19 protein-coding genes are annotated in these 24184 nt (G+C 46.6%); 10 read left to right on the top strand and 9 right to left on the bottom strand.

Translation table 11 applies throughout. From position 1 onward, the window contains the following. Window positions 1–87: 87 nt before the first annotated feature. Both AZI87_RS02150 and AZI87_RS02145 read left to right on the top strand, forming a co-directional pair. Window positions 88–1191 carry a hypothetical protein gene (locus AZI87_RS02150; protein WP_155722480.1) on the top strand — a complete coding sequence of 368 codons (1104 nt, stop codon included), beginning with the start codon at window positions 88–90 and terminating at the stop codon, window positions 1189–1191. A gap of 190 nt (window positions 1192–1381) precedes the next feature. Further along, window positions 1382–2056: a hypothetical protein gene (locus AZI87_RS02145; RefSeq protein WP_063204790.1), complete on the top strand. Its 675-nt coding sequence runs from the start codon at window positions 1382–1384 to the stop codon at window positions 2054–2056. A 4-nt stretch (window positions 2057–2060) separates the two neighbouring features. Here the strand turns inward: AZI87_RS02145 and AZI87_RS02140 are convergent, their stop codons facing one another. Together AZI87_RS02140 and AZI87_RS02135 are read right to left on the bottom strand one after the other, a co-directional pair. Continuing rightward, window positions 2061–4559, bottom strand: coding sequence for a sialidase family protein (locus AZI87_RS02140; protein ID WP_063204789.1), 2499 nt, complete (start codon window positions 4557–4559; stop codon window positions 2061–2063). 94 nt (window positions 4560–4653) lie between these two features. Further along, window positions 4654–8100 (bottom strand): beta strand repeat-containing protein, encoded by a 3447-nt coding sequence (locus AZI87_RS02135; protein ID WP_063204788.1) that lies wholly within the window; start codon window positions 8098–8100, stop codon window positions 4654–4656. A gap of 243 nt (window positions 8101–8343) precedes the next feature. On the opposite strand from AZI87_RS02135, the gene AZI87_RS02130 reads away from it, so the two are divergent. From AZI87_RS02130 to AZI87_RS02115, 4 genes are all read left to right on the top strand, one after another. After that, window positions 8344–10101 carry a DNA topoisomerase VI subunit B gene (locus tag AZI87_RS02130; RefSeq protein WP_063206533.1) on the top strand — a complete coding sequence of 586 codons (1758 nt, stop codon included), beginning with the start codon at window positions 8344–8346 and terminating at the stop codon, window positions 10099–10101. 8 nt (window positions 10102–10109) lie between these two features. Next, a complete protein-coding gene (locus AZI87_RS02125) occupies window positions 10110–11273 on the top strand; it encodes a DNA topoisomerase VI (protein WP_063204787.1) in 1164 nt (387 codons plus the stop codon). 602 nt (window positions 11274–11875) lie between these two features. Beyond that, the gene (locus AZI87_RS02120; RefSeq protein WP_063204786.1) at window positions 11876–12697 is read left to right on the top strand and encodes a penicillin-binding transpeptidase domain-containing protein; all 822 of its coding nucleotides are present in this window, start codon (window positions 11876–11878) and stop codon (window positions 12695–12697) included. Window positions 12698–12816: 119 nt separating this feature from the next. Continuing rightward, a complete protein-coding gene (locus tag AZI87_RS02115; RefSeq protein WP_063204785.1) occupies window positions 12817–13485 on the top strand; it encodes an energy transducer TonB in 669 nt (222 codons plus the stop codon). A gap of 59 nt (window positions 13486–13544) precedes the next feature. On the opposite strand, the gene AZI87_RS02110 is transcribed toward AZI87_RS02115, so the two are convergent. Further along, window positions 13545–15095 (bottom strand): ArnT family glycosyltransferase, encoded by a 1551-nt coding sequence (locus AZI87_RS02110; RefSeq protein WP_253696352.1) that lies wholly within the window; start codon window positions 15093–15095, stop codon window positions 13545–13547. Window positions 15096–15203: 108 nt separating this feature from the next. Here AZI87_RS02110 and AZI87_RS02105 point away from each other — a divergent pair, with 108 nt between their 5' ends. Together AZI87_RS02105 and aspA are read left to right on the top strand one after the other, a co-directional pair. Beyond that, window positions 15204–16238 (top strand): MBL fold metallo-hydrolase, encoded by a 1035-nt coding sequence (locus tag AZI87_RS02105; RefSeq protein WP_063204783.1) that lies wholly within the window; start codon window positions 15204–15206, stop codon window positions 16236–16238. 9 nt (window positions 16239–16247) lie between these two features. Next, window positions 16248–17669, top strand: a complete 1422-nt coding sequence (aspA, locus tag AZI87_RS02100; protein WP_063204782.1) for an aspartate ammonia-lyase — start codon at window positions 16248–16250, stop codon at window positions 17667–17669. Here the strand turns inward: aspA and AZI87_RS02095 are convergent, their stop codons facing one another. Beyond that, the gene (locus AZI87_RS02095) at window positions 17670–18710 is read right to left on the bottom strand and encodes an FUSC family protein (protein WP_063204781.1); all 1041 of its coding nucleotides are present in this window, start codon (window positions 18708–18710) and stop codon (window positions 17670–17672) included. A 29-nt stretch (window positions 18711–18739) separates the two neighbouring features. On the opposite strand from AZI87_RS02095, the gene AZI87_RS02090 reads away from it, so the two are divergent. Further along, window positions 18740–19387, top strand: a complete 648-nt coding sequence (locus AZI87_RS02090; RefSeq protein ID WP_063204780.1) for a DsbA family oxidoreductase — start codon at window positions 18740–18742, stop codon at window positions 19385–19387. On the opposite strand, the gene AZI87_RS02085 is transcribed toward AZI87_RS02090, so the two are convergent. Further along, on the bottom strand, window positions 19293–20138 hold the full coding sequence (locus AZI87_RS02085) for a substrate-binding periplasmic protein (RefSeq protein WP_063204779.1): 846 nt from the start codon (window positions 20136–20138) through the stop codon (window positions 19293–19295). The two genes, AZI87_RS02090 and AZI87_RS02085, sit on opposite strands and share 95 nt — an antisense overlap. Before the next feature lie 43 nt (window positions 20139–20181). Between AZI87_RS02085 and AZI87_RS02080 the strand changes: the two genes are divergently transcribed. Beyond that, entirely contained in the window at window positions 20182–21366 is a 1185-nt protein-coding gene (locus AZI87_RS02080; RefSeq protein WP_063204778.1) for an RtcB family protein, read from the top strand. A gap of 8 nt (window positions 21367–21374) precedes the next feature. On the opposite strand, the gene AZI87_RS02075 is transcribed toward AZI87_RS02080, so the two are convergent. The 4 genes from AZI87_RS02075 to AZI87_RS02060 all read right to left on the bottom strand — a co-directional run bounded on the left by AZI87_RS02075 (window position 21375) and on the right by AZI87_RS02060 (window position 24129). Then, window positions 21375–22064, bottom strand: a complete 690-nt coding sequence (locus AZI87_RS02075; protein WP_063204777.1) for a hypothetical protein — start codon at window positions 22062–22064, stop codon at window positions 21375–21377. A gap of 78 nt (window positions 22065–22142) precedes the next feature. Then, window positions 22143–22625, bottom strand: coding sequence for a hypothetical protein (locus tag AZI87_RS02070; RefSeq protein WP_063204776.1), 483 nt, complete (start codon window positions 22623–22625; stop codon window positions 22143–22145). Between the two features lie 93 nt (window positions 22626–22718). Continuing rightward, window positions 22719–23312, bottom strand: a complete 594-nt coding sequence (locus AZI87_RS02065) for a DUF4360 domain-containing protein (protein WP_063204775.1) — start codon at window positions 23310–23312, stop codon at window positions 22719–22721. Window positions 23313–23382: 70 nt separating this feature from the next. After that, window positions 23383–24129, bottom strand: coding sequence for a DUF4360 domain-containing protein (locus tag AZI87_RS02060; protein ID WP_063204774.1), 747 nt, complete (start codon window positions 24127–24129; stop codon window positions 23383–23385). Window positions 24130–24184 lie beyond the last annotated feature (55 nt).

The raw sequence follows: 24184 nt of genomic DNA, 5'->3' as shown, positions 1-24184 counted from the left end.
TTTTAGGTCTAAACAAATTGTTTTGACTTAACTTCACCTCCTTTTCATTGCCATCATGGATTAAACAATTTTTTGTAGTGAGGGCGTGTGAGGAAGGTTCTTTCGTTTGTAGTACCGTTTTTAGTTTGGTCTCCCCTGATGGCGCAAGAGGCGGCTTCTTCAACATTGGCGGCGGGACAAGAAGAAACTCAATCGTCTTCGCCTGAAGAAAATGCGGCAGCGACGTCTGTACCCGTGACTTCGCCGGTTCCCAGTGTACCTTCATCTCCAGCATTAGCTCCCTCAGTCACTGCTCCGGTGCAAAGTGCCGTGGTAATATCGCCAGTACCACAGAATGTATCGTATAAAGTGAAGCAAATCATTCGCAGTCACAATGTCGTTATCGTAGAGGCCAGTCAGCCTATTCCATTCGAAAAAGGAAAGCTTTATTTGGTGACATTGAAGGATGGAACTCAGTGTTCATTGGCGCTTGCAGACATAGAGTCTAATCTTTTAACTATGGAGTCAGCGGATTGTACGGGGTTGGTGGTAGGAATGTCTGTCGAACCAGCTCTTTTAAAAGCCAGTGGCAAGACGGTTGAAAGCACGGACAACCTGCTTCCTGAAGCAGACAAAATCGGTCCGCGTGTCAGTGTTTCACTCTATTATTCCACGGCTACTAAAGCTCGATTTGAAGATACCTATGTTTCCACGACTTCAGGCTCTGGTTACGTCGATACAACTTACACGATGGATTCTTCGGCCGGCTTGGGCGTGAGTTATTCCAAACTAAATCCGCAATCGTGGGGATTTGTTGGTTCCATCCTGTGGGAGCCTAAACGCAAAATAAAATCTCTAGAAGTTGAAGGGCCGGGTGGAACTGTATCTGGTGATCTTATCGACTCTCCTGAACTCACGCTGCTGATTTTTGAAGGCAATATCGCCTATCGATGGGAGAATATTTATATTCCGTTCGGCTTGAATTACTCGGCTCCATTTTTATCTTACAATTCCTCAACAACGTGGTGGAGTGTTTCCGGCGCTTTGGGTGCGTATGTGGGGTTGGGCATGATCATGTCGCCAAACTTTACGTTAGAATTGTTTATCCGTTCCGTAGGCTTGGAAATGACGGCGGCGGACAGTACTGGAACTATCGATTTTAAGCGTGGTTCTTTGGCAGGATTTGGCGCTGGTTGGAAGTATACGTTCTAAATTTAAAAATCTACTGCCACGGTGGCAGTAGATATGCCCCCAACGTCCCCAATCTAATTTACTTTACTGGTTGAATTTGAAACGCAGGTTTCCCATTGAGGACTGTCTCTTAGGTGAGTGGGAAGAGTCTCAGGACTTGAGCTCTCCCAGAAAACTCCATATCCTTAAGACCTCAAAGTAAGGGAATCCCATGAATCTATCGCGTGTTGTTGTCAGTGCTGCTTTTGTTCTTTTTTCCTCTCTCGATCTAGCTTCGGCGAAAGAGATCCCGGTCCAAGGTCGGCTTTTTGCGGGTATGGAAACGATTGATCCAAAGAACGTGAACGAGACGATCGAAGCCCAAGGTCTTAAGAAATTTGAAAGCATCAATCGACTGGGAATAGAAATCACTTATCCGTTACATCGCTATTTAGATATCGGGGTCAGATACACAAAACGCCTGGCCGACGTGGAGGAAAATCCCGAAAATGCCTCGACAGATTACAGCGCCAAAATAGATCAAGATTCTATGTTGCTACTGGCGCGTGTTCCCTTATTTAAAACGGATCTTTTATATTTCGATCTTTATGCGGGCGTTGGAGGAAGTAATACGACGTTAAAAGTTAAAACTGCGAGCCAAGACGGAGAGTTCACTCGTCGCGCCTCGGGTGATTGGGTGGCGACACCTTACGCGGCTGCGGGGGCTTCTTTCGCTATTGGTTATAAAAAGTTTTATCTGGTTTTCGAAGGTGGTTACGAAAGTAACAAAGTAGATGGTTTCACTCGAACAGGTTCTGCGAGTACCAGCATCGATACCTTAGATCTTTCGGGCGGATATTTTTCATTGGGACTTATGTTTGATGGAGTTCCTGGCACTATCAAATAGTTCTCTACTGAGAGGTGTCTATCATCCTCAGAATTGACCGCGCTCCGAAATAGGCATCATTGTAATTATAATTTAATAACAGCTCTAATGAACTAAGACTGTAGAATTTGTTTTCCATAAGCTCAACGTCGTATTCACCGGCAATTTCGCCGACGTTGAATCTTTGTTTAACACTCTCAATGAGGATCCAGCTACCCGGAGTAAATCCCTCCGTGAATACCGCCGTGCCTTCAGTGGGATCGGTAGCCAGGAAGTAGGCCGTGTTGCCACTCCAGCCTATGTCTAAGACATTGCTGGGAACATTCGTGTAGGCAGACCAAGCTCCCCCTTTGTCGGTCGATCTGAACATGCTGGCACCTTCATAAACATAGATTTCCCCCACGGGACTTACTTTGAGAGTCGATGATATATTCCAGTAAGAAGGCTGTGAAGGCCCACGCAAAGCTTCAACCCAAGTTGTTCCACCGTCTGTAGAACGATGAAGAACGACAGTCCCCGCTGCTCCCACGCGCTCAATGGCTAACAGATACAGATTTCCCACGGTATCGACATTCAAAGAACTAAAACCCATTTCATGGACGCCACCTGGTGGAGAAAAAGTTTTTATTGCCGACCAACTCACGCCATTCGTTGTTTTGCCAATGATGATGTTCAAGCCATCTTTGGCGGCAAAATAAGTGGCAGAGTTTTTATCCGTTGCAAACGCGTATTCCCAAGCTGTACTTGCGAAAGAGTGAACATCAGTCCAAATCGTTCCATCGGCTGATCGCCGAATGAGAGCGTTGCCGTCCTTCCGGCCGATGACATAGAGGTTGTCATCATGCCCCTGAATAATGTCGGCGGCCTTTGTGTCATCTAAAGCGGTGACAATGTGATCGGCATCTTGCCAGGTGATTCCATTGTCTGAACTCTTTTTAATAACCCAGGGCCAATTTCCATCCATGTCTCCTGTTTCCCAAATAGAAAACAACTGGGTTGCAGAAGTTCGAATGATCTTCGAAACAAAACTATAGAAAGCCCATTGAAATCTAATTTCACTTGCAAGACTCCAGGAAGTGCCATCATCGTTAGAGTAGGCTACTGAGGCCTGATAACGTATTTTATTAGAGGCGATAGCTAAGACCTTATTGACAGTGGGGTGTGCGACGATCGTGATTCCGTGGGGTTCTTTCGGAGCCGTCAGAATGGCATCCAAATCTAACGGCGTCCACGTCAGGCCATCTGAAGATGATACGACCTTCCAGTCACTGGTGGGGCTTCTGCTGCCTCCCGTGGCGATCAGTTTTCCCGAAGCTGTCACCGTCATGCCTTGTAAGTAATTTTGACCTACATAAACTTCCGACCAATTGGTGCCGCCGTCGGTGGTTCGATAGACTTTTCCGGAGACGCCATGTCGACAAGAAAAATAGGCGTTGTTATCGTCGAGGACTTGTAAATTTCCTCTGAGTTGATAATCACCGAAAATTTGTGCTCCCGGAATAGAAGTAGCCGGTGTCCATGTCCATGCCCCCGCACTGAAGGTCCCTTTTAAAAAATACATGATTGAATTTGCGGCACCCATCACAAAGAGGTGGCCTGATGGAGTCACTTTAATTTGGTAGGCGACTTCTTCGCCGCCACCGCCGACTGGAGCCGCTTTATAAATTGTGTTCCAAGTTTCCCCGTCGTCTTTACTTTCGCGAATCACCCAGAACATTTCGGAAGTGGATTCGGTGAAACCGACGGCATAGATATAACCTGTTGTTGGAGAGACGGCGATATCATAACAGACATGGTTTACCAAAGGATTCTCCCACCAATGATCCGAAGTAGACCACGTTGTTCCTTCGTCCGTAGACTTACGAACGAACCAACCAGATAAAGGGTCTGCAGATGTGTAATTGTATTTGTAAGCATACCCGCAAACGAAGACGGTGTTGCCTTTAGCGGTCATCGCTAAAGGATGGGACTCTCCATGATAGTGGTAGCCCATGAACTGATCGACGCGAGACCAAGAGGCTCCGTCATTATCGCTGCGATAGGTGGCCCATCGCTCTCCTTCGTAATCACTGCCGATAGCCGTTGCTAACACCTTACCGGAAGTAAGCCAGACCGCATCGGTCACATAGTTTTGATCTTGCGATGCGGATTGCGGTAGTTCGATTCTTCGAAATTCGCGAAAGCCTTTGCGGTGAACTGTGACCGAAAATTTCTTTCCGGTACTGTCGATGACATCGAAGGTTTCATTCGTCACTTGTGCGTTGACGGGAATGGTGTAAGCACCCGTTGAAGTATTTAAATATCCCGATGTTGAAGCTTGATAAATAAAAGGAGGAGTGCCGCCTGAAGGCTCAATGAGTTTCGTTGCGCCAACATCCATCGTGATTGAAATGGGAATGACCTCATCTGTGATCTTAGATGAGATCTCCTTTTCAAGTAATGCTTCTAGAGTACATCCGGCCGAAGAAAGCATCACATAGAAAAGAAACAGCCAGCGAAACATACCTGAGAACGACTGAATCATGTTTATTTTATCGGATTTTTGTGAGGAGGAATTTAGAAAACAATGATTATTTTTCGAAAAACTGTCTCAGAGTGAGTATTACCAATTTTACTCGTTAAAGCCCGACAGCCAACCAGTCTATACGATAGTGATTTGTATTGTGTGGGAGCGTTGTCGTATTGCAGGTCGTGGAGTCGAAGCTTCCAATCAGGTTGATGTAAATTCTAAAACTCGTGGCGGTGGCATTGTAAACAGATGTGGCTCCGGTAGTGACCCAATGTCCTCCGTCTCCTTGGATAGATGGAAAATATTTAAATACGGTCGAGAAGCCACAAGCCGACGTATCTATATTCATGTAAGCACCGCATGCCCCGGTGATACCCGCATTTAAAGCATAGAAAGTCCAACCTGAATTAGCTCCGGAACCGGTACACATTCTTAGAGACGTGCCTGACGTGTCTTTCACCGCGCCCACGAGATTGCCAGTGACTTTCGCACTACCGACGACTTCGAGTTTGGCCGTAGGAGTGGTCGTGCCGATACCGACATTCCCATTGTGATCAATGCGCATGCGTTCGCCACCGTTGACTTCAGTGTTCGTCGTCGTCGTGAATCTTAAAGCAGAACCGTGGCCGCCCGTACTCCAGTTCTCTGTAGCCGTGGCACTAACTCCTGTGGGTTGCGCTTGACCCGTGAAGCCTGCGCCATCATGACCGATAAAGGCCATCCAACCGAAGGTGTCATTTGTTTGTGTTGCGGTAGGAGTGCTGGCGGTACCGCGAGCTCCGCGCGTTTGAATAAGTCCGCCGGGGTTAGCGGAAGAAATTGTTGTTGAAGTGATCCCTCGGCTCGTATTTCCCGTGGTCTCCAAAACCTCTAAGCTTGTTGCAGGCGTCGTCGTTCCAATGCCCACTTTTCCATCGGATTTAAATGTCACCCATGGGGCCGTGGTGTAGGACGGAGCAATTCTTAAATCTTTAGCACTGCCGATACTCGTATCAAGTCCTGATTGAATATAGTTTGCATTGTTATCGGTAGTCATGCGAATCGAACCTTGATGCGTTGTCGAGGGAGAAAATAGCACGCTTGAGCTTGTCGCGGAGTTTGTACCAATACCTAAAGAGCCTTCTACGGATAATTTCTGCGAAGGATTTGTATCACCAATGCCGACGTTTCCGCTGGGAAGAATCGTCATGGCAACAGCGTTGTTGGTTTCAAAGTTTAAAGAATTATTATCGTTAGTACCTAAAGTGGCCGCGGATCCAAAAGAATTTCCATTGTTCAAGAATACTGAACCGGTTGTAAATGTGGAGCACGTCATCATACCTGTTGCATCGAAACTCACCATTTGTCCCACGGCGCAGTTGAAAGTGGTTAGAGCGGATCCCGTGCCGTTTGAAGCCACAAGACGATTCGCAGTGATTGAAGTCGCTCCCGTACCACCTTTACTCACAGGAACTGCGGAAGGGAAGTTTGCTGGATCCGCAGACACCACGCCTGCACTGACCGCAAGACCACTTCCTACTTGGACGGCTCCTTTAGCAGAAGTGCTCGCATCGTTAATTGAGATGGCCGGAGTGGTTCCTCCCGAAGAAACGACAATAGGCGCGGTTCCAGTGACGTTGGTCACAGTTCCATTTGTAGGGGTCACCCATTGAAGACCTGACGTTTGAGATGTATTCACAGAAAGAACTTGTCCATTTGTACCCGAAGGCAATCGAATGTCATTCGTACCATCATTGACTAAAACATCCCCTTTTGTTGTCAGGGGAGAAAGAGCATTGAAAGCCGCCGTCGCCGTTGTCTGTCCCGTACCACCATTGGCGATAGGAAGTGTTCCTGTGACTTCCGTAGCAAGATTTACGGAAGCTCCATTGCTTGCAGCTGTTAATCTTCCTTGGGCATCCACAGTGATATTGGCGCGAGTATAAGAACCCGCCGTCACCGCTGTATTCGCTAATGAGATAGTTCCCGTCGTAGAAATAGGTCCACCAGTTAATCCCGTCCCAGTGCCGATATTAGTGACGGTTCCTCCGGAAGAAGTGTCCGTGTCGTTCGCACACTCCCAACGGGAATTGGCCGTGATCCATTTCAACGTTTGCCCGTCAGTACAGGCCACATTGTTCGGACGATAAGTAAGATACTTTGAAGCGGCGCTATTGATGTCTCCGTAATCCAGTGTAATTGCGCCCGTTTTAGTGGCGACACTGGTGACCGGAAATACGATGGCTGTATTAGAAGCAGAAGTTAATCTTCCTTGGGCATCGACGGTAAATGTTCCAACTTGTGTAGCCGATCCGTAGGAGCCCGCAGTCACCGCAGTATTAGCTAAGGAAATAGTTCCCGTCGAAGAAATAGGGCCGCCAGATAACCCAGTGCCTGTCACGATGTTCGTAACCGTTCCGCCAGCATTGCTATCAGAAGCCGGGGCCCATTTCGTGCCATCGTATTTTAGAACCTGCCCTGAAGTTAATCCGGTCGTATCGACATTCACACCTTTGATTTTATCGACAGAGACAGCACCGATAGTTCCACTGATGTCGCCGGCGACCGAGACATTGATCGCTTGGCACTGAAAACTACCCGAAACGGAATTCCAATAAGGCGTTTGATAAGCCGCACAGTTTGCGGGGCCAACAGCGGCATTGAATGCAGCCGTCGTTTGATAGTTGCTTAACGTCGTATTTAGATTCGTCACATCACTCATCGCGATTGCAGCGCCAGCCCATTGTGTGCCGTTGAACTTTAAATACTGTCCTGAAGTGGGAGCCACAGAGCTGACAGCCGTATTTTGAATTTTTGCGACAGACGGATTCGGGTAGGTTCCTGATAAATCTCCCCCGGCTGTTCCTGTGGGTGTTCTGGCGTCACTGAAGCGAGTGTCATCACCGGCGGCGACGGTGCCTGCGGTTGAACCCACGTTTAAAGTTAATGCCGGTGTAGAAGTGCCATTAGCTATGGAAACATAAGCGTTCGTCGAAGTGACTTGCATCACTGTTCCACCTGCTGCACCCGATACCGGCGCACAAGACAGGGCTGAGCCAGTCCAAGTTAAAAACTCATTCGCAGCACATGTGGGAACACCGGTTTTTAAAACAAACTCGTCGGCGGTTCTAGTTCCCAGTTTTTCCGCAGAAAGCGCATAGGCCGAGTAGGGAACAGAACGGATTTCGTTTGAAGGAGAGATCACCTTCCATCCCGAACCATCATGAAACTGCACTTTCAAAAGGCGGATGTCAGAAGAGGCGGCAGTATAAGTAGCGCCTCCATAACAGTCATGAACCTTGGAGTTATTAAAAGCATCCAGCAAAGTAAAAAGAGGATCTGTGGGGAAAAGCTTCGTTCCTGACCCAATCGGTACGTCGAAAACCCCGTTAGAGTTTAAAAGATTCACGCCATCGCGTTGTTCGCGGTAAATAACGCAGCTTCCGTTAGGGCTTGTGACCTCGAAAATAAAGCTGGTGTTTCCATACTCAAGGGGTTGGCCATCGCTCTTCACGATACGGCCTTGATACGTCAAAGCATTGGGAGCGGCTTGCGCAAGCATCCCAAAAAGAGACATGAGAATAATAAAGTACGTGCCTGTTCTCATCTTTTTTACTTATCGGAAGGCGAAGAATTTTCGTTGAGTTAAAGGGATGTAAGAGGAACTCGGCTCGTATTTCAGGTCACCATCTCCAATTGGTTTTAATTTGCCGCTTAGCATCAGCGAGCCTAAAGTCTTGCTTTGACCCCCTGCGTTCGGCTTAACCTATGAAAGTCATTCATTAAAATTCGTTAACATCTCGTGAAGGATCAAGCGACCGTGAGTAAGATTACCAAAAGTAGCACCGCTGAATATTTTGCGAAGAACCTCCAACAGGTGGGATTCTCGTCTCCTTTGAAAGCCGTTTTGACGACTTTAAAAGAAGCCGTGGACAACTCTTTGGATGCGTGTGAGCAAGCGGGCATTCTTCCTGATCTTCTAGTTGAAGTCACAAAAGTAGGATCTGGTTCTACTAAAAATACTGATTTAATTCGCATCGTTGTCGAAGATAACGGACCTGGTATCGAAGCTGAAGACCTTGCCAAAGTTTATGGTGAGTACTTGGCCTCTTCTAAATTTGGTCGTGGACAGTGTTCACGCGGTCAACAAGGTATCGGTATCTCTGCGGCTACGACGTGGGCGCAGATGACCAATGCGCGTGGTGTGAACGTTGTTTCTAAGACGAAAAAGATGCGTAAAGCGATCTCTGCGCAAGTGGATGTCGACATCAAATCAAACACCGGCGTTCTAAAAAATAAGGAAACTTTAGACTGGGATCGTGAGCACGGAACGCGCGTTGAATTCGTTCTTGATGGACGTATTCAATTAAACGGGGACGGCGGTATCGTGACTTATATTGAGGGCACAATCCTTGTGAATCCTCACATGACCATCACATATAAATTGATGGAAAACGACTACGTGACTGTGAACCGTGTCAGCCAAGATGTTCCTCAAGTTCCTGAGGCGTCTTTGCCACATCCTCATACGTTTAAGCTAGGTGAGTTCATCACGCACTCCACTTTGTTTGGAAAAACCACTCTTTCTAAGTTCTTAAAGACCGGTTTTTCGCGTGTTTCTGATCAATCTATCTCTGAATTTACGAAAAAAGGTCTGCCAAAGAATCTTTTGGAAAAGCCTTTAACTTCATTGACGGAAGAGGACTTTAAAAAGGTTTTCCAAGCGGTTCAAAATACCGACTTAATGGCACCTTCAACGAAGTCTGTTTTGACGGTGGGTGAAGAAGCTCTTTCTAAGTCTATCACTCGTCTGGGAGAGATCGACTTCTTTGCGGTTGTGACTCGTAAACCGACAATTTGTGACTTTAAACCCGTCGTGGTGGAAGTCGCGTTGGCGCGTTTCAAAGACCGCAATCAAGAGGCCGACAGCCCAGTGACTTTGCTTCGTTTCGCAAACCGTGTTCCTTTGCAATTTGATAAATCAGGTTGTGCGATCACGTGGGCGATTGAGTCTGTGAACTGGAAGTCCTATGGTTTGGGACAACCTAAAGACAGCTTGCCGCTAGGTCCTTATATCTTTGCGGTGTCTGTGGTTTCTCCGTTCATCAAGTTTAAGAATGCTTCGAAAGAAACTATCGACGCATCTGAAGAGTTGGTGGCGGAAATCCGTTTGGCCTTGATCCAAGCCGGTCAAAGGCTGTCTCGTCACATCAAAAAAGAAGTGAAAGAGGCGGATCTTGAAAGAAAGCTCGCTCACATCGAGCAGTTCGGTCCTATCTTGGTTGAAGGTTTGGCTCGTATCATTAAAGCTCCGGAAGCTCGTAAGAGAAAAGCCGAAGAAGGTTTGAAAAAACTTTTGGGCCGTGATTCTGAAGAGGCGATTGCCGATCTAGAAGCCGCAGAATCTAAACTTCTTGAGCAAAAAAAGCGCGAGAAGAAAAAGGGTATTGATCACGAAATCGAAGAAGACGTGATCAGCAGTGAAGACCTTGTCGAAGAAGCTTCCGAGCCGATTGGCACCAAGAAGACGACGACTAAAAAAGAAACGACTAAAAAAACAACTGGTAAAAAGAAGTAGGTTGAACGATGGGAAAACTACTCAGCATTCGTGAATTAAAAATTGATATTCCCAAAGAAGCCCGCATCTTGGCCGATAAAATGCTTAAAGACCTTGAGTCTTCTAAGCGTCCGGTTCTAGAAGCGGTGAAAACTTCACTTGATAACTCTTTGTACAACTCTAAAGTGGGTTACCTGACTCCGGGAGACAAAGTTGTTCGCACAGAGCTGAACGTATCATCTGTTCAGAAACTGGCGCGTGTGGTTTTCGTATTGGAAATCCTTTTGAACAATCTTGAAAAAGGCGCGGTAAATACGAAGCGTGAGCTTTATTACATGTGTAAAGGTTTGATTAAAGGGAATCCTCGTTTGAAGCCTTTGGACTTCGACGACCAACCTGAATCAGATGCGATCATCGACTTCATCGGTGATATGCTTGAAGTGTATCGTGAAGAATTGAACTGTTTTGCCAATGACCGTGGCGGACAAACTTATTCTCAACAACTTGTTGTGACTGAGACTTTGCCAGACGGGGATAAAGCGGTTGTCGACCTTTCGACTTTGGGTACGTCTCCATTCCAACCGAAGAACAAACCTCAGTCTTTGAAGTTGAAAGCAAAAAAGAAAATCGATTTCTGCTTGATCGTCGAGTCTGAAGGTACCGCGAATACTTTGGTAACGATGGGTTTCACTCGTCGTAACAACTGTATCGTGATGGGTGCTCAAGGGGTTCCGTCGAACGGTGTTCGTGGTTGGTCAAAATTGATCCAAGAAGAGTTGGATGTTCCAATGTACTTCTTCGGAGATCTCGATGCGTACACATTGCAAAATATCTTCCGTACTTTGAAAGCGGGATCAGCAGCGTCTTTGATTCGTAACGCTGACTTCTCGGCTCCGAACGTAAGATTCTTGGGTGTATTGCCTGAAGATGTGAAAAAGTACGATCTTCCTCACTACAAAGTGAAAGAATCCGATCCAGCCGAAGCCCGCGCTTTGAAAAAAGCCAAAGACGCTTTGGAAAACGATCCGTTCTTCTTAGACAAAAAGAACAAAAACTTGGCGGACATCCTTCGTTGGTTGATCAAAGAAAAGATCCGTTGCGAGCAACAATCTTTCTTCTCTGTAGACCCGAACGACCCGATCAAGACCGAAAAATTGATCTTGGAAAAGATCAAAAGAGGTTCTTACGTTTAGTGATTCCGAAAACCCGCTGTAAAAAGCGGGTTTTTTTCGCCGAAGGTAACGGGTTCTCTTTCTTGTCTTTGGTTTATCTCTTAAGTTGGCTGTATTTCAGTTAGCCGATGACGGATAACTCACTTGGTGAGCGACTCTTTTACTTACTCAAATTCTTGTCTTAGCAGCCTGCTTATACTTTGACGCTGATGCTTACCGCCACGGTGGCGGTAGATTTTGTATTGAGAGTATTTGTACTTCTTAAGTTCCACTCGGGCTTCCTTTAATCTCGCGTGTTCATCGGCCTTTATTTTTAACGCATTTGCTTACTGCCACCGTGGCAGTGAAGTGCGGCCGCTTCCGATATAAAAATTTTGTGAATTGGAAGGCCGAATTTCACTTCCACGGTGGAAGTAAATTGAGTCTATTTGCTCACACAACTTTATCGGCAGTAAGTGTTCAGGAGCTTTGATTTCAAAAAAATCTCGTTTAAAGTTTCACTTCCACCGTGGAAGTAACTTTTGAAACTTTAAAACCTACACTTTCAAAATATTTCTCCCGCATATTGTTCCCGTCAAAAAACGATGTTAGCGTTTTTAAAACCCTTACATCTGGAAACACCTATGAAATTTCTTTCACTCATCTTCGCAGCCCTCGTGATGACCGCTTGTTCGGCGACGTCGAAAAACTCCTCTGAAAAAATGATTCCGGAAAACTTTTTCGCAGACAAAAAGGGCTGTTTTCTTTTGTACAATATGAAAACGGGCATGTACGACAAAGTGATTGGCGATGAAGAGTGTAAGACACGTTACCCAGCTTGCTCTACTTTCAAAGTTCCGCTGGCTGTGATGGCTTTCGACGCAAAAGTTCTCAAAGACGAAAATCAAGTTTTGAAATGGGATGGTCGTAAAGATATTCGTCCCGAAGTAAATAAAGACCACAATGCGAAAACTTGGATGAGTGATTCGGTGGTTTGGTTTTCTCAAAGAATCACGCCGAAGTTGGGTAAAAAGAAGTTTCAGAAATATTTGAATGACTTCGATTACGGAAATAAGGATATCTCTAGCGGTATCACGACAGCGTGGCTGAATCCGCCTCAAAAAAAGGGACTTCAGATCACGGCTTACGAACAAGTCGATTTCATGAAAAAACTTTGGATGAATCAATTGCCAGCGTCTGAAAGATCCATGGAGCTGACTCGTGAAATTACTTACCTAGAAACATCGCCGAACGGCTTTAAACTCAACGGCAAAACCGGTTCGAACTTTTACGATAAAGAGCGCAAGATCAACTTCGGTTGGTTCATCGCTCACATCGAAAAAGGGGATCAAGAGTATATCGCGGTCACCAACATGAGTGACCTAGCACCGACGGATGCTGGTTATGGCGGCCCTCGCGCTAAACAAATTACTAAGGACATTCTGAAATCAGAAGGTCTTTGGTAGTCGGCATTTTCACTTTACTTTCATTTGGCCATACCAAATCGAACTAATGCGCCCTCAGGCTCTCAAGGTCCGGGGGCGTTGAGTTTTAAGGGGTAAGATCTTATAAACCTGTCTTACCCATGTCTGAAAAGCGATTCTCATTTTCTTTAAACATCAATAAGTCCGTAGCAATCTCGTTGCTATTGCACGCGAGCTTTTTCGTGTTGGGTCTTTCTTTAGCGGCACCTGAAATAGTTCCACTTCCACAAGGCGTAGAGTTGATGTATGGCGAGGGCGGCACGGTTCGCACTCCGAAAGTGGAAGACGTTGTTAAAGCACCGAAAATCAAAGCGGCTGTCGTGAGTGACAACTCCGATGCGCCCGCATTGAAGAACGAAAAAACTGTCGCACAACCCGAGCAAGCTCCAACAAATGGCAAGAGTGCTGGTTCACTAGCTGGAACCTCTGATAAAGGCGCATTGCAAGGCCGAGAAGGCGTTGCCAACGGCAGCGAAGTGTCGCCGGAAGCAAGATACCTTTACGAAATCAAAAAGCTACTAGAGCGTCGTAAGCGCTATCCAGCGATGGCAAAGAAAATGGGTCAGACGGGAACCGTAACCATGCGATTCACTTTGGCGGCGGATGGTTCGCTAGTTACAAGTGAAGTGGTAGAAAAAAGCCCGTACGAATCTTTGAATCAAGCCGCGCATGATCTAGTGAAAAGCATCAGCGGTATGAAGCCATTCCCGCAAGAAATCCAAAGAGCCAATTGGAGCTTTACGGTTCCGATTGAGTATGTGTTGAATTAAAAAAAAGGGCGAATGTTCAGAGCCATTTTTTATTTATGTCTTTCGATGTACCGAAATAACTACTGCGTAATCCCCTGAAAATTCCGACAGTAATAAACATTAAAAGTCCGAGCATGTTCACCATGACGGAACGTCTTCAACGTTTCTTTCTGACAGCCATCCCATTTCGCCCATTCCATCGGATCGGCGGGATATTTTTCCGTGCTTACGAAGATCGCATCCTGGCCCTTAAGATTATTCATCTCTTCTTCCGACTGCATCACAGTGTAGTGACTGCGAGTGGAACTTAACATGTACACCTTCTGCTTCGTGCCCCATGTTGTTTGCGCGGTATTCTCATAGCGGTGAGCCGCGATGAAAGGTTTACGACCGCTTTCTGCGTGGATTTCGCGTTGACGGCGATTCACGTAGCGGCCCAAGTCTTCCCAGCCGGTGAACTCGTTACTGAAGTCCCAAGTCGTCTGCCATTCACCCGATGGATTAAAGAACTTATAAACTTTCGGCGCCCACGGGTAAGCAAACGGAGTGTATGCAATCAAGGCCAACGGAATAAAGAAACCCAAGATACCCCAAGTGTAAACCTTGCTGCGCGCTTTCACGATGCGCTTAGAACCCCAGCGCAAACCTTGTGACCAGATGAAGCCCACACCCATTAACAACAACGTATAAGCAGCGCCACTCCAGTGCGGTTTGTATTCCGCCCATAAAGGCTGTGGATAGAAAATCGCAAACGACGGCACGGTCAGACAGAATAAAAATCTCCAGCGAGCTTCTTTAAACTTCAAAAGCGAAGTGATGAACGCCAAAACAATCATCACGTACAAGAACGGAGTCGCAAACAAAAGCTGCGCACCAAAGAACACAAGCCAACGATTAAAACTAAAGCTAGAACCCTGATGGCGATCATGGAATTGAAATTTAAAGCCCGGCCAGTCGTGCGTGATATTCCAAATAAAGATCGGTGAGCAAAGCACGGTCGCGATCAAAAAGCCCACCCACGGCCACGGCGTCAAAAGATCCTTGCGGCGTGACGGTGTCGTCAAAAGATAAAGACCAAATCCCGGAGCCAGCAACGCAATGATGAACTTCGAGTTCAGACCCAAGCCCATCAATACACCTAGCCACAACCAAGTTTTCTTCGTGCTCCAACGTTTGTCGTCTTCACGCACGCCTTGCCAGAAGACGTAGGCTGCGGCGACCCAACAAAGCATGAACGGAGGTTCTGGCGACGCCACATAACCACCAAATCCCCAAAACGGAGACCACAACATCACAAAACCCACAAAGATCGCCGCCCACTCATCGTGGAAAAGATCTTTGGTCAGTTTGTAAAGCAGAACGGTGATACCGATAAAGCACAAAAATCCCGGTAAGCGTACGCCCAGGTAGGTGTCACCAAAAATACTGGTCGTGATCGCTTCAAGCCACGCAATCATTGCCGGATGATCGAAATAAGAAAGCTGCAACCACTTGGCCCAAGACCAGTGATAAGCCTCGTCATCGATCAAACCAATGTTAAGCGAAAAGAAAGCTCGGAAAATTAAGGCCAGAATGAAAAGAATTGTGACTTTCTGCGATGTACTTTGCTGCTTCCAAAATTCACGAATCACGGGTGTTTCCTTGTATCGAAGTGTCAGGACTCAGTCCTAATATTTCATAGCGCGCAAGGCAACACATCCGCATATGACAGAGAGTGTAAAGTGTGAGATTGTAGCCCCATGAAATGGTCGATCATTGCAGCAGCGGGGTTTCTGGTGTTTTCGGGGTGTCAAAGCTTCAAATACTACGATCCAAACAAACCACACCGGGGTAAAACTCAGTTTTACAACAACTACGACAATTCGCCGAAAGCGAGTTTCTGGAAGTGGCAGTGGGAGCGTCTGACGAGCAATGCTCCTGCGGAGCCACCATTTCAGCCCGAAATCCTAAAAACCGACACGACTTATTTAAAACAAAATCGCACGGAAAACACGCTGACTTGGATTGGTCACGCCTCGGCTCTTTTACAAGTTGAAGGCCTTAACATTTTGGTCGATCCCGTTTTCTCAGATCGCGTTTCGCCTGTAAGTTTTATGGGACCGAAAAGACAAGTGGCCTTGCCATTTCCTATTGAAGAGTTGCCATCGATTGATGTCGTCGTGATCTCGCATGCGCACTTTGATCACTTGGATCTTCCGACTTTGCGGAAACTGGCAAAACAAAATGACAAAGCCTTGTTGTTTTTAGTGCCGCTAGGATTAGAATCCCTGCTTAAATCCGAAGACATCGACAACGTCAAAGAATTGGACTGGTGGGAAAACACACAAGTCAAAAACGTGACACTGACTTTCACGCCCGCACAGCATTGGAGTCAGCGAAGTCTTTGGGATCGAAATAAAACTCTTTGGGGAGGCTGGTATATTCAAGCGCCTTCGCTGAAGTTTTTTTATTCGGGCGACACCGGATACTCGAAAGATTTCTTAGACGTGTTCAATCGCTTCGGCGCCTCGGATATCGCGATGATTCCGGTAGGGGCCTATGAACCGAAGTGGTTTATGAAACAGCAACACGTGGATCCAGAACAAGCTGTGCAAATGCACCTGGATCTACAATCGAAACTTTCTATCGGAGTGCATTGGGGCACATTCCGATTGAGTGATGAGGCGATGGCAGCACCTCCTGAAGACTTAAAAATCGCTCTTCAGAAAATGAATGTCAGCCCTGAAGCTTTCCGCGTGATGAAACACGGGGAAGTATTGAAGTTAAAAAAGTAAGGTGAAGTTATGCAGAATTTTAGAGTCGAAAAAGATTTGTTAGGTGAAAAAAGAGTTCCCGCAGGAGCTTACTATGGTGTTCACACCGTGCGCGCAATGGAGAACTTTCAAATCTCGGGCCTGCCTATCGGTGCCGACGCTTTATTCATTCGCGGCTTGGCCCTAGTGAAAAAAGCCTGCGCTCTTGCCAATGGAGAATTGGGAACAATTTCTCCTGATATCGCAAAATCCATTGTCGAGGCATGCGACGTGATTCTTGCAGACCCGAAAATGTGGGGCGCTCAATTTCCCTCAGACGTTTTTCAAGGAGGAGCGGGGACGTCTGTCAATATGAACGCCAACGAGGTGATTGCGAATATCGCCTTAGAGAAACGTGGTCTTGAAAAAGGCACTTACTCGGTCATTAATCCGAACGATCACGTGAACAAGTGTCAGTCGACGAACGATGCTTATCCTACAGCGTTTCGCGTGGCTTTGTATGAACATTTGACGGTGGTTGAAAAAGCCATCGAAGAATTGGCGAAAGCTTTTGAAGCCAAAGGACAAGAGTTTAAAAATGTTCTTAAAATGGGGCGCACGCAATTGCAAGACGCAGTTCCCATGTCTTTAGGGCAAGAGTTCAATGCCTTTGCGACATTGTTGAAAGAGGACAGTCGTCTTATCAAAACCGTTCAAAAACTAATTCTAGAAGTGAACTTAGGCGCCACCGCGATTGGAACAGGCATCAATGCTCCTGAAGGTTATGCACCTTTAGCGGTGAAAAAACTTGCGGAAGTGACTGGATATCCGTTTGTGCAATCCGAAGACTTGATTGAAGCCACCAGCGACTGCGGCGCTTACATTATCATCTCGGGCGCACTAAAAAGAACGGCCGTGAAACTTTCTAAAATCTGCAACGACTTGCGCTTGCTTAGCTCGGGCCCTCGTGCAGGTTTAAAAGAAATCAATCTTCCAGAGATGCAGGCAGGAAGCTCCATCATGCCTGCAAAAGTAAATCCCGTTATTCCTGAAGTCGTAAACCAAGTCGCATTCAAAGTGATGGGAAATGATCTAGCAATCACGTTAGCGGCCGAAGCCGGGCAGTTGCAATTAAACGTGATGGAGCCCGTGATTGCTTCCAGCATCTTTGAATCTATAACTCTGATGACTCAGGCCTGCATCACGCTGAAAGACAAGTGCGTGGTGGGCATCACCGCCAACGTGGATCGCTGCCGTGATTATGTCATGCACAGTATTGGTATTGTTACTTTCTTAGACCCTATCATCGGTCACGAAGAAGGGGATAAGATTGGAAAGATCTGTGCGCAGACGGGACGAAGTGTCGCCGAGGTCGCTCTTGAAAGAGGCGTCGTCACTCAAGAACAGTTGGATCAAATTTTCTCTATCGAAAATTTACTAAATCCAAAATACATCGGCGAGATCAAAAAGTAGTTACGAGGGGGGCGGGTTGTCCCGCCACAAAACCTGGGGATTTGCCATGACGACGCCTAAAAGCCCGAAGAGGCAACCGATGCCCGTGGCTTGCAACCGAATTAGAGGAGTATGCAAGTCGCCGGTCTCAATGCTGGGTAAATCCAACAAAACCAAAAGCATTGTCACGATCACCGCAGAGCCTAGCCAATAGCTGCGACTTAAAGACCACGGTCCCCAAAAACTAATGAAGCCGATGAGTGGAATTGCAATCCAAACTGAATGCACACTTAGGATAATCAGCTCTGCGACTAACACGCCGACCAGGGTGCCAAAAAATCTTTGAATGATGCGATAAATACTGGCCTTGGCCTCGGGGCGCATGATGATCAAGACCGTGCCCACGGCCCAATAGCCGTGACTCATTTGAAAATAATCAACAACCAGCAGAGTGATTAAAACCGCCAAAGAAAAACTCAAAGCATAAAGATGCCGGCTTTTTTCTTTCGTTAACGACTTTTTAAAGGTTTCGCGAATGCGCGCAAATGGATTTGGATTGTGACGGCGAACAAATACCAAAATAGAAAGCGCGACGATCACGCAAAGATAACCCAAAAACGCATAGACTAAACTCAGTGAAAGATATTTAGCAACAGCAGGAGAATAGGCACCAGCTAGAATCTGAAACACCGAAAACAAAACCGCACGTTCTAACTCAGCCCCTTGAGTGGAAATAAGTCCCAACCAATACGTCAATCCCAGAAGCAAGGGAATCAGCAAAACTTTTTGTCCACCGGTAAGAACTCCTAAAGTTAAACCCGCCAGTAAACATAAAAATGTCAGTGTGATCACCCAAAGCCTGTGTCCTAAGGTGCCCAAATGGTCGTTGAGCACCAAAAGAAAACCGAACAGCGCTCCAAATATAGAAATTGGAAGTTGATGCAAAGCTGTGCCGACAATCAAAGGAATCATGGTCGCAAAAGCACAGACGACCATGCGTGGCCACGGTGAAGGCGCCGGGTTGATTTTAAGAAGTTCGTTGACGTGAAGACGTAAACCCATAATGTCTAGTATAAGCGCGAGGTGGGATTATGAAAAAGAAAATCGTCGTTGAGCTTGTTGTGGATATTGTTTGTCCCTGGTGTTACGTCGGAAAGAAAAATTTCTTAGATGCCGTGGCAGAGCGCAAAGATATCGACATCGAAGTGAAGGTCCTGCCTTTTCAATTAGATCCTGCCAGCCCACAAGAAGGTGTTCCTCGCAAAGAATATCTGCGGAATAAATTCGGAAATGACGAAAACTTTAAGGCGGCAGAAGCAAGATTGCTCGGGGCAGCTGAAAAATCCGGATTGAAAATGAATATGGAGAAAATTAAAACTCATATCAACACTCTGGATTGTCATCGCCTGATTTGGTGGGCGGGAAAAAAAGGAAAGCAGCTTGATGTTACTAACGCACTTTATGCGGCTTACTATGAAGAGGGCTTAGATTTATCTAAGATCGAAAATCTTCAGAAAGCACTGTCACCGATCGGTTTCAAACCGGAAGAAGTTTCTGAATTCCTTAAAAGCGATCAAGGCCGCGAAGAAGTCGGTGCCTTGATAGGTGAAGCTTATGACTTAGGAATCAGCGGAGTGCCGTTCTTTATTTTTGATCGTCAAATTGGGGTGTCAGGAGCTCAGCCCAAAGAAGTTTTTCTTCAGGTTTTTCAAGATCCCGCTCTGCAAGGCGAAGAATAACATTTTCTGGCGCCGGATTATTTCCGAACCATTTTTTATAAATGGCTTTGAATTGTCCGCTGCGCTTCGCTTTTTCTAAAGCATTTCTCCACTGCTGAATAGTTTCAGATTCAGTGTTTTTAGAAAACGCGTAATAGTAACCGACTCTTTCAAGCGTCGCGACTTTTATGAATGCATCTTCCGGATAACCCGCCTCTTGCATCATGCGAGTGACTGCCAGCACGTCTTCACAAATCAAATCCACGCGACCGGCCATTAACATCTTGACGCCACTCACAGGTGAATTCACGGGCACGATCTTTTTAAATTTCTGTCGAGTCAAAGTATCTTGAAAAGCTGTGCCTCGGTGAACACTGATAGCCATGTTCTTTAGTTTTTCTTTATCTGAAACATCTAGCACCGTTGTTCTGCGCGCGAACAAAGCAATTTCACCCTGAGCAATAGGTCCCAAGAAAGTAAAAAGATTTTTCCGTTCGGCATTATCAATCACTGTGAAAAGCAAAACGTTCGGTTGATTCAAGACCAGATGATAAGCTCGGGGCCAGGGAAGAACTTCAATAGGCTCAGAGCGATTCATTTGTTTTTGCAGCACCTGAGTTAGTTCGACTGCCATCCCCTGAGGTTTACCATCTTCTTCGAAGGTCACCGGAGGCCAATACTCAGTCACAACTCGCAGTGAAGACGAATTGGAGCCAGCCCAAGAAACCGAGGCCAGCAAAACGAGAAAAAGCCCTAAGAGTGACTGAAACATATGTTAATATTAGCACAGAACCTTGATTGAAGTGAGTTACGATATGCCAATTTTGACAAACTTAAAATCCGAGAATAAGCCTGTAAAAATATGGGCGCCAGAAGGCGAAGTGGAGTCACAAGCGGCGCGCCAGTTGCAGAATGTGGCCTCACTTCCATTCGTGTTTAAGCATGTAGCGGCGATGCCCGACGTTCATTTAGGAATTGGCGCGACTGTGGGCAGTGTTATTGCCACAAAAGGCGCGGTCATACCCGCAGCAGTGGGCGTTGATATAGGGTGTGGCATGATTGCGGCCAGACTCAATGTTGAACCACACCGCATTCTTCACGATTTGGATAAACTTCGTCATTCGATCGAGCGCTCTGTTCCTGTGGGACATGAGTCCAATCGAAGTCTCACATCTTCCGTCGAAAACTGGGAAGGCTGGAAACATATTCCTGAGTCTGTTTCAAATTTGCGCTTGAAAGATAAAGCCGCTCATCAGTTAGGAACATTGGGCGGAGGAAATCACTTCATCGAAATTTGCACCGACGCTGACGGCGCCGTGTGGGTCATGCTGCATTCAGGTTCTCGTAATGTCGGTAAGAGTCTCGCTGAAGAGCACATCCGCCACGCCAAAGGTGAATTAAAAAAGCTGGCGACGGTACTTCCAGATCCCGATCTGGCTTACTATGTCGAAGGCACAGCTGAATATGAAACCTACATGCGTGATTTAGAATGGGCGCAAGAGTATGCTTTAGAAAATCGCGAAGAGATGCTTCGTCGTGTTCTTCACGCTATTTCATTTCATATCGGAATGAAGGGAGCCCCGGTGCCCTTTTCGATGAAGGTCAATTGCCATCACAATTACGCGACTCGCGAAATTCACTATGGTGAAGACGTGCTAGTCACACGCAAAGGAGCCGTGCGGGCAGAGCGCGGTGACATGGGTATCATTCCTGGCTCCATGGGGGCACGCTCGTACATCGTGCGAGGTAAGGGTAATCCAGAATCATTTAACTCCTGTGCTCACGGCGCCGGACGAAGAATGTCGCGCGGTGAAGCAAAACGTCGTTTTGATATCACCGACTTGATCGAACAAACAAGCGGGGTGGAATGCCGCAAAGACTCCGGCGTGATCGATGAAATTCCTTCGGCATATAAGGACATTGATCAAGTGATGAAGAATCAAGAAGATCTGGTCGAAGTCGTTGCTGTTTTAAAACAAGTGCTGTGCGTGAAGGGTTAGACATTCTGCTAAGGAATGTAAATATGCTGTTCGTACAAGATAATTCCCGTTGTAGAAAGTTTTGAAGCCGTCACACGCGCGATATAATCTTTAAACTTATATTCGTAACTTAAAGCTTCAAGCGAATGATCCAATTCTTCCGGAGTCAAAGAGGCGGGACTGCGACTAGGCGACCCCAATCGCGAGTTTAAAGAAGCCGAAATATTTTCGAGCAAAGACAACGCCTTGACGGTTTCCAGTTGGCGATGCAAAAGCCCTACGAAGATAAGCCTGTTGTGTGCATCGATCGTGAAATCAAGTTCTGCAAAGGAATTCACATAGGGAAGACCCAGCGCCACCAAAGGAACCTTTTTACACTTGATATAGTTATAACCTTTGGAACTTTTAGAGCACGCGATCTTGCGGTGACGAATCCAGTCCGCCAGTTGAGCTTCGGTGGTTTCGTTCAATGTTAATTCCCACACTTTTTTCGATGGTGACGGCAGGGTTCCACGCTGAGCCTGCAATGGTTCACGGCGCATTTCATCCAGGTCTTCAGCATTCACTTTCTGACTGCTAAATGGAGAGTTCACCCAAATCAAAAACTTTTGCGTAGCGACGTTAGAACGAATCATCGGCTCTAGGTGAGAGCCAAAAAGAGCCAAGAACAAAAGACTTCCGCCGATGAGTAAGGATGTGAAGAAGAGTCTATGAAACATAAAACCTCCACCAAGACGTCAGAAAAAGACTACCCTCGGGGAGGTTTAAGTAAGGATATGTTTTTTTTAAAACCGTCTTTAGTTGCGGCGCTTTTTTGCCTGATGACGGTGTTCTTCGTGCCAATTCTTTCGTTCAGCAAGAGTTTGATCTTTGGACAACTCAGACTTCGGCAAATTTTGTAAACTAGCACGAAGCTGTGAATGCAAAGGCAGCAGGGCAGTGCCTGACATAAGAAGTTCGCGGAATTGTTTATTGAAAGCGTCGTCGGAACTCAAATCAATCAACATTCTTTCAATTTCAGAGCGAGCCGTTCCCAAGTGTTGTTCGGTGATGAATTCAAGCTCGGTCATGATATCGATATCGGCCATCAAAGTCGTCAGTTCACGAAGCCAAGCATAGCGTTCGGCCGTCATTAAAACTTGAAACCATTCTGTAGGAGCGGCTTGATAACCGTTTTCTTGATCGAATTCTGCTTTAAGAGAGTTTAAAACTTCTTTTTGAAGATCCCACAACGCGTGGCGTACTTGAAGGGCTTGAGAGTGTTGAGGCGATTTGGACATCGGCTGGGCTCCTGGTGTTTAAAAGCAGACTCTAACGCATTTTCGCCTTAAAGACATCTACTTTTGCCGACCGGAAGCCCCGCCAAATTCAACCTAGCGGCAACGTTGCCATCTTAGGTGGTAGATTAGGCCTGAAGTCACATCGGCACTGTCCACTGTCGCCAAAGTTTGCTCACCGCGAGAGTTCGCTTGAGCCATCATCGACGTATTGATTCTTAGATTCACGCTCGCTCCACACGGAGACCACACTTGGGCACTTGCAATCAAACCATCAGAGATCGTGTAAACATCGCTCACCGGTCCCATGAAAGTTCTAGAAACGCGAGGTCCACGTGCACCTGCCCAGAAGTATTCCGCGTCAAAGCGAGAAAGGCCTCCGCGAGGCACCGAGTTAAAACCACGGTAGTCCACTTGAAAAATAGAAACACTGTATCCAGAAGGCACATGCACTGGAACGGAGATGTTGCACGATTTACGATCAATACGACGACCGCCACCGGCTTCAGCCACGTAGTTATCAAACAAGATACTTAAAGCCTGTTGGTCAGGACTCAAAGTGACACTTGCTGATCCCGCAGGACAACCTGTACCACCGTAAGCAGGCTCACCCAAGCGCACTTGCGCATTCGCCTGAAGACTGAGTGCTGACACCACTCCCAGAAGACCCATTAACATCATTTTTTTCATACACTTCCCCCTTATGGTTTATTTTTCCATTTAAAAGTTGTTATTTTGTTTTTCTAATTTCTGTTTTTGATTATCTGTATCTTGGTGGACGACCTGGATCGCGAGGCGGCGCGGGACGTGGTGTGCCTGGATCTTTCGTCGGTGGTGTCACTCGTGATGGAGTGCACTGTTTCCATGCCAGCGAGTAACGCTGCGACTGCACTTGTCCATCGATGCTATCTAAAGAGATTGTCGATTCAACAAGTGAAGATAGATTTAAGTTTCGAGCCATTAAGAATGTTGTGACATAAAGAGTTTGCACAGATTGCGAGCTGCACGGAGCCCAAGGTGCGACTCGCGGATCGATATTGTGTTTGATGTAATAGTTGTCGTTGTAGGGACCTCTGAATTCTTGAGCACGGAAGTTGTAAGTTCCACCGTTTTCGTAGCCCGGTCTTTCGTTTTTAGGTTTACTGCCATCAAAAGAATAAAGAGCTTGGTGTTGTGTGACGGTTCCCGCTTCAGCGTAAGCAAAGCCACGGTAATCGGCGCTAAGAACCGCAAAAGTCCATCCGGCTGGAACATAGAAGCTGACTTTCAATTCACACATCAAACGAGCGATGGGATTTTGCATTGTCGATGAGGCGACAAAATTATCTAATAGAAGAGAAAACGTCTGACCATCTGGTGAAATATTAGCGCTGTGTGAACCTACAGGACATCCGCTGCCAACAGCTTGAATACTTTGAATACGAACTCCCGGCGGAGTTTGTGCGTTGGATTGAATTGATAATGCCAAAACCAAAAGACCAGTTAGATGTGCGAGTCCTCGCCACATAGTTTCCCCCAATTAAACTCTCTTCCCCCGAAGAGTGGTGACATCGGTCACCTGG

Source organism: Bdellovibrio bacteriovorus, assembly GCF_001592745.1.
GTDB lineage: Bacteria > Bdellovibrionota > Bdellovibrionia > Bdellovibrionales > Bdellovibrionaceae > Bdellovibrio > Bdellovibrio bacteriovorus_B.
This window is presented reverse-complemented; position numbering and strand designations above follow the sequence as displayed.

Coding starts and splice junctions, on each gene's coding strand:
- AZI87_RS02090 (WP_063204780.1), top strand. CDS start 18,740: ATGAAAAAGAAAATCGTCGTTGAGCTTGTTGTGGATATTGTTTGTCCC.
- AZI87_RS02120 (WP_063204786.1), top strand. CDS start 11,876: ATGAAATTTCTTTCACTCATCTTCGCAGCCCTCGTGATGACCGCTTGT.
- AZI87_RS02135 (WP_063204788.1), bottom strand. CDS start 8,100: ATGTCTCTTTTTGGGATGCTTGCGCAAGCCGCTCCCAATGCTTTGACG.
- AZI87_RS02115 (WP_063204785.1), top strand. CDS start 12,817: ATGTCTGAAAAGCGATTCTCATTTTCTTTAAACATCAATAAGTCCGTA.
- AZI87_RS02080 (WP_063204778.1), top strand. CDS start 20,182: ATGCCAATTTTGACAAACTTAAAATCCGAGAATAAGCCTGTAAAAATA.
- AZI87_RS02065 (WP_063204775.1), bottom strand. CDS start 23,312: ATGAAAAAAATGATGTTAATGGGTCTTCTGGGAGTGGTGTCAGCACTC.
- AZI87_RS02085 (WP_063204779.1), bottom strand. CDS start 20,138: ATGTTTCAGTCACTCTTAGGGCTTTTTCTCGTTTTGCTGGCCTCGGTT.
- AZI87_RS02145 (WP_063204790.1), top strand. CDS start 1,382: ATGAATCTATCGCGTGTTGTTGTCAGTGCTGCTTTTGTTCTTTTTTCC.
- AZI87_RS02070 (WP_063204776.1), bottom strand. CDS start 22,625: ATGTCCAAATCGCCTCAACACTCTCAAGCCCTTCAAGTACGCCACGCG.
- AZI87_RS02140 (WP_063204789.1), bottom strand. CDS start 4,559: ATGATTCAGTCGTTCTCAGGTATGTTTCGCTGGCTGTTTCTTTTCTAT.
- AZI87_RS02075 (WP_063204777.1), bottom strand. CDS start 22,064: ATGTTTCATAGACTCTTCTTCACATCCTTACTCATCGGCGGAAGTCTT.
- AZI87_RS02060 (WP_063204774.1), bottom strand. CDS start 24,129: ATGTGGCGAGGACTCGCACATCTAACTGGTCTTTTGGTTTTGGCATTA.
- aspA (WP_063204782.1), top strand. CDS start 16,248: ATGCAGAATTTTAGAGTCGAAAAAGATTTGTTAGGTGAAAAAAGAGTT.
- AZI87_RS02125 (WP_063204787.1), top strand. CDS start 10,110: ATGGGAAAACTACTCAGCATTCGTGAATTAAAAATTGATATTCCCAAA.
- AZI87_RS02105 (WP_063204783.1), top strand. CDS start 15,204: ATGAAATGGTCGATCATTGCAGCAGCGGGGTTTCTGGTGTTTTCGGGG.
- AZI87_RS02095 (WP_063204781.1), bottom strand. CDS start 18,710: ATGGGTTTACGTCTTCACGTCAACGAACTTCTTAAAATCAACCCGGCG.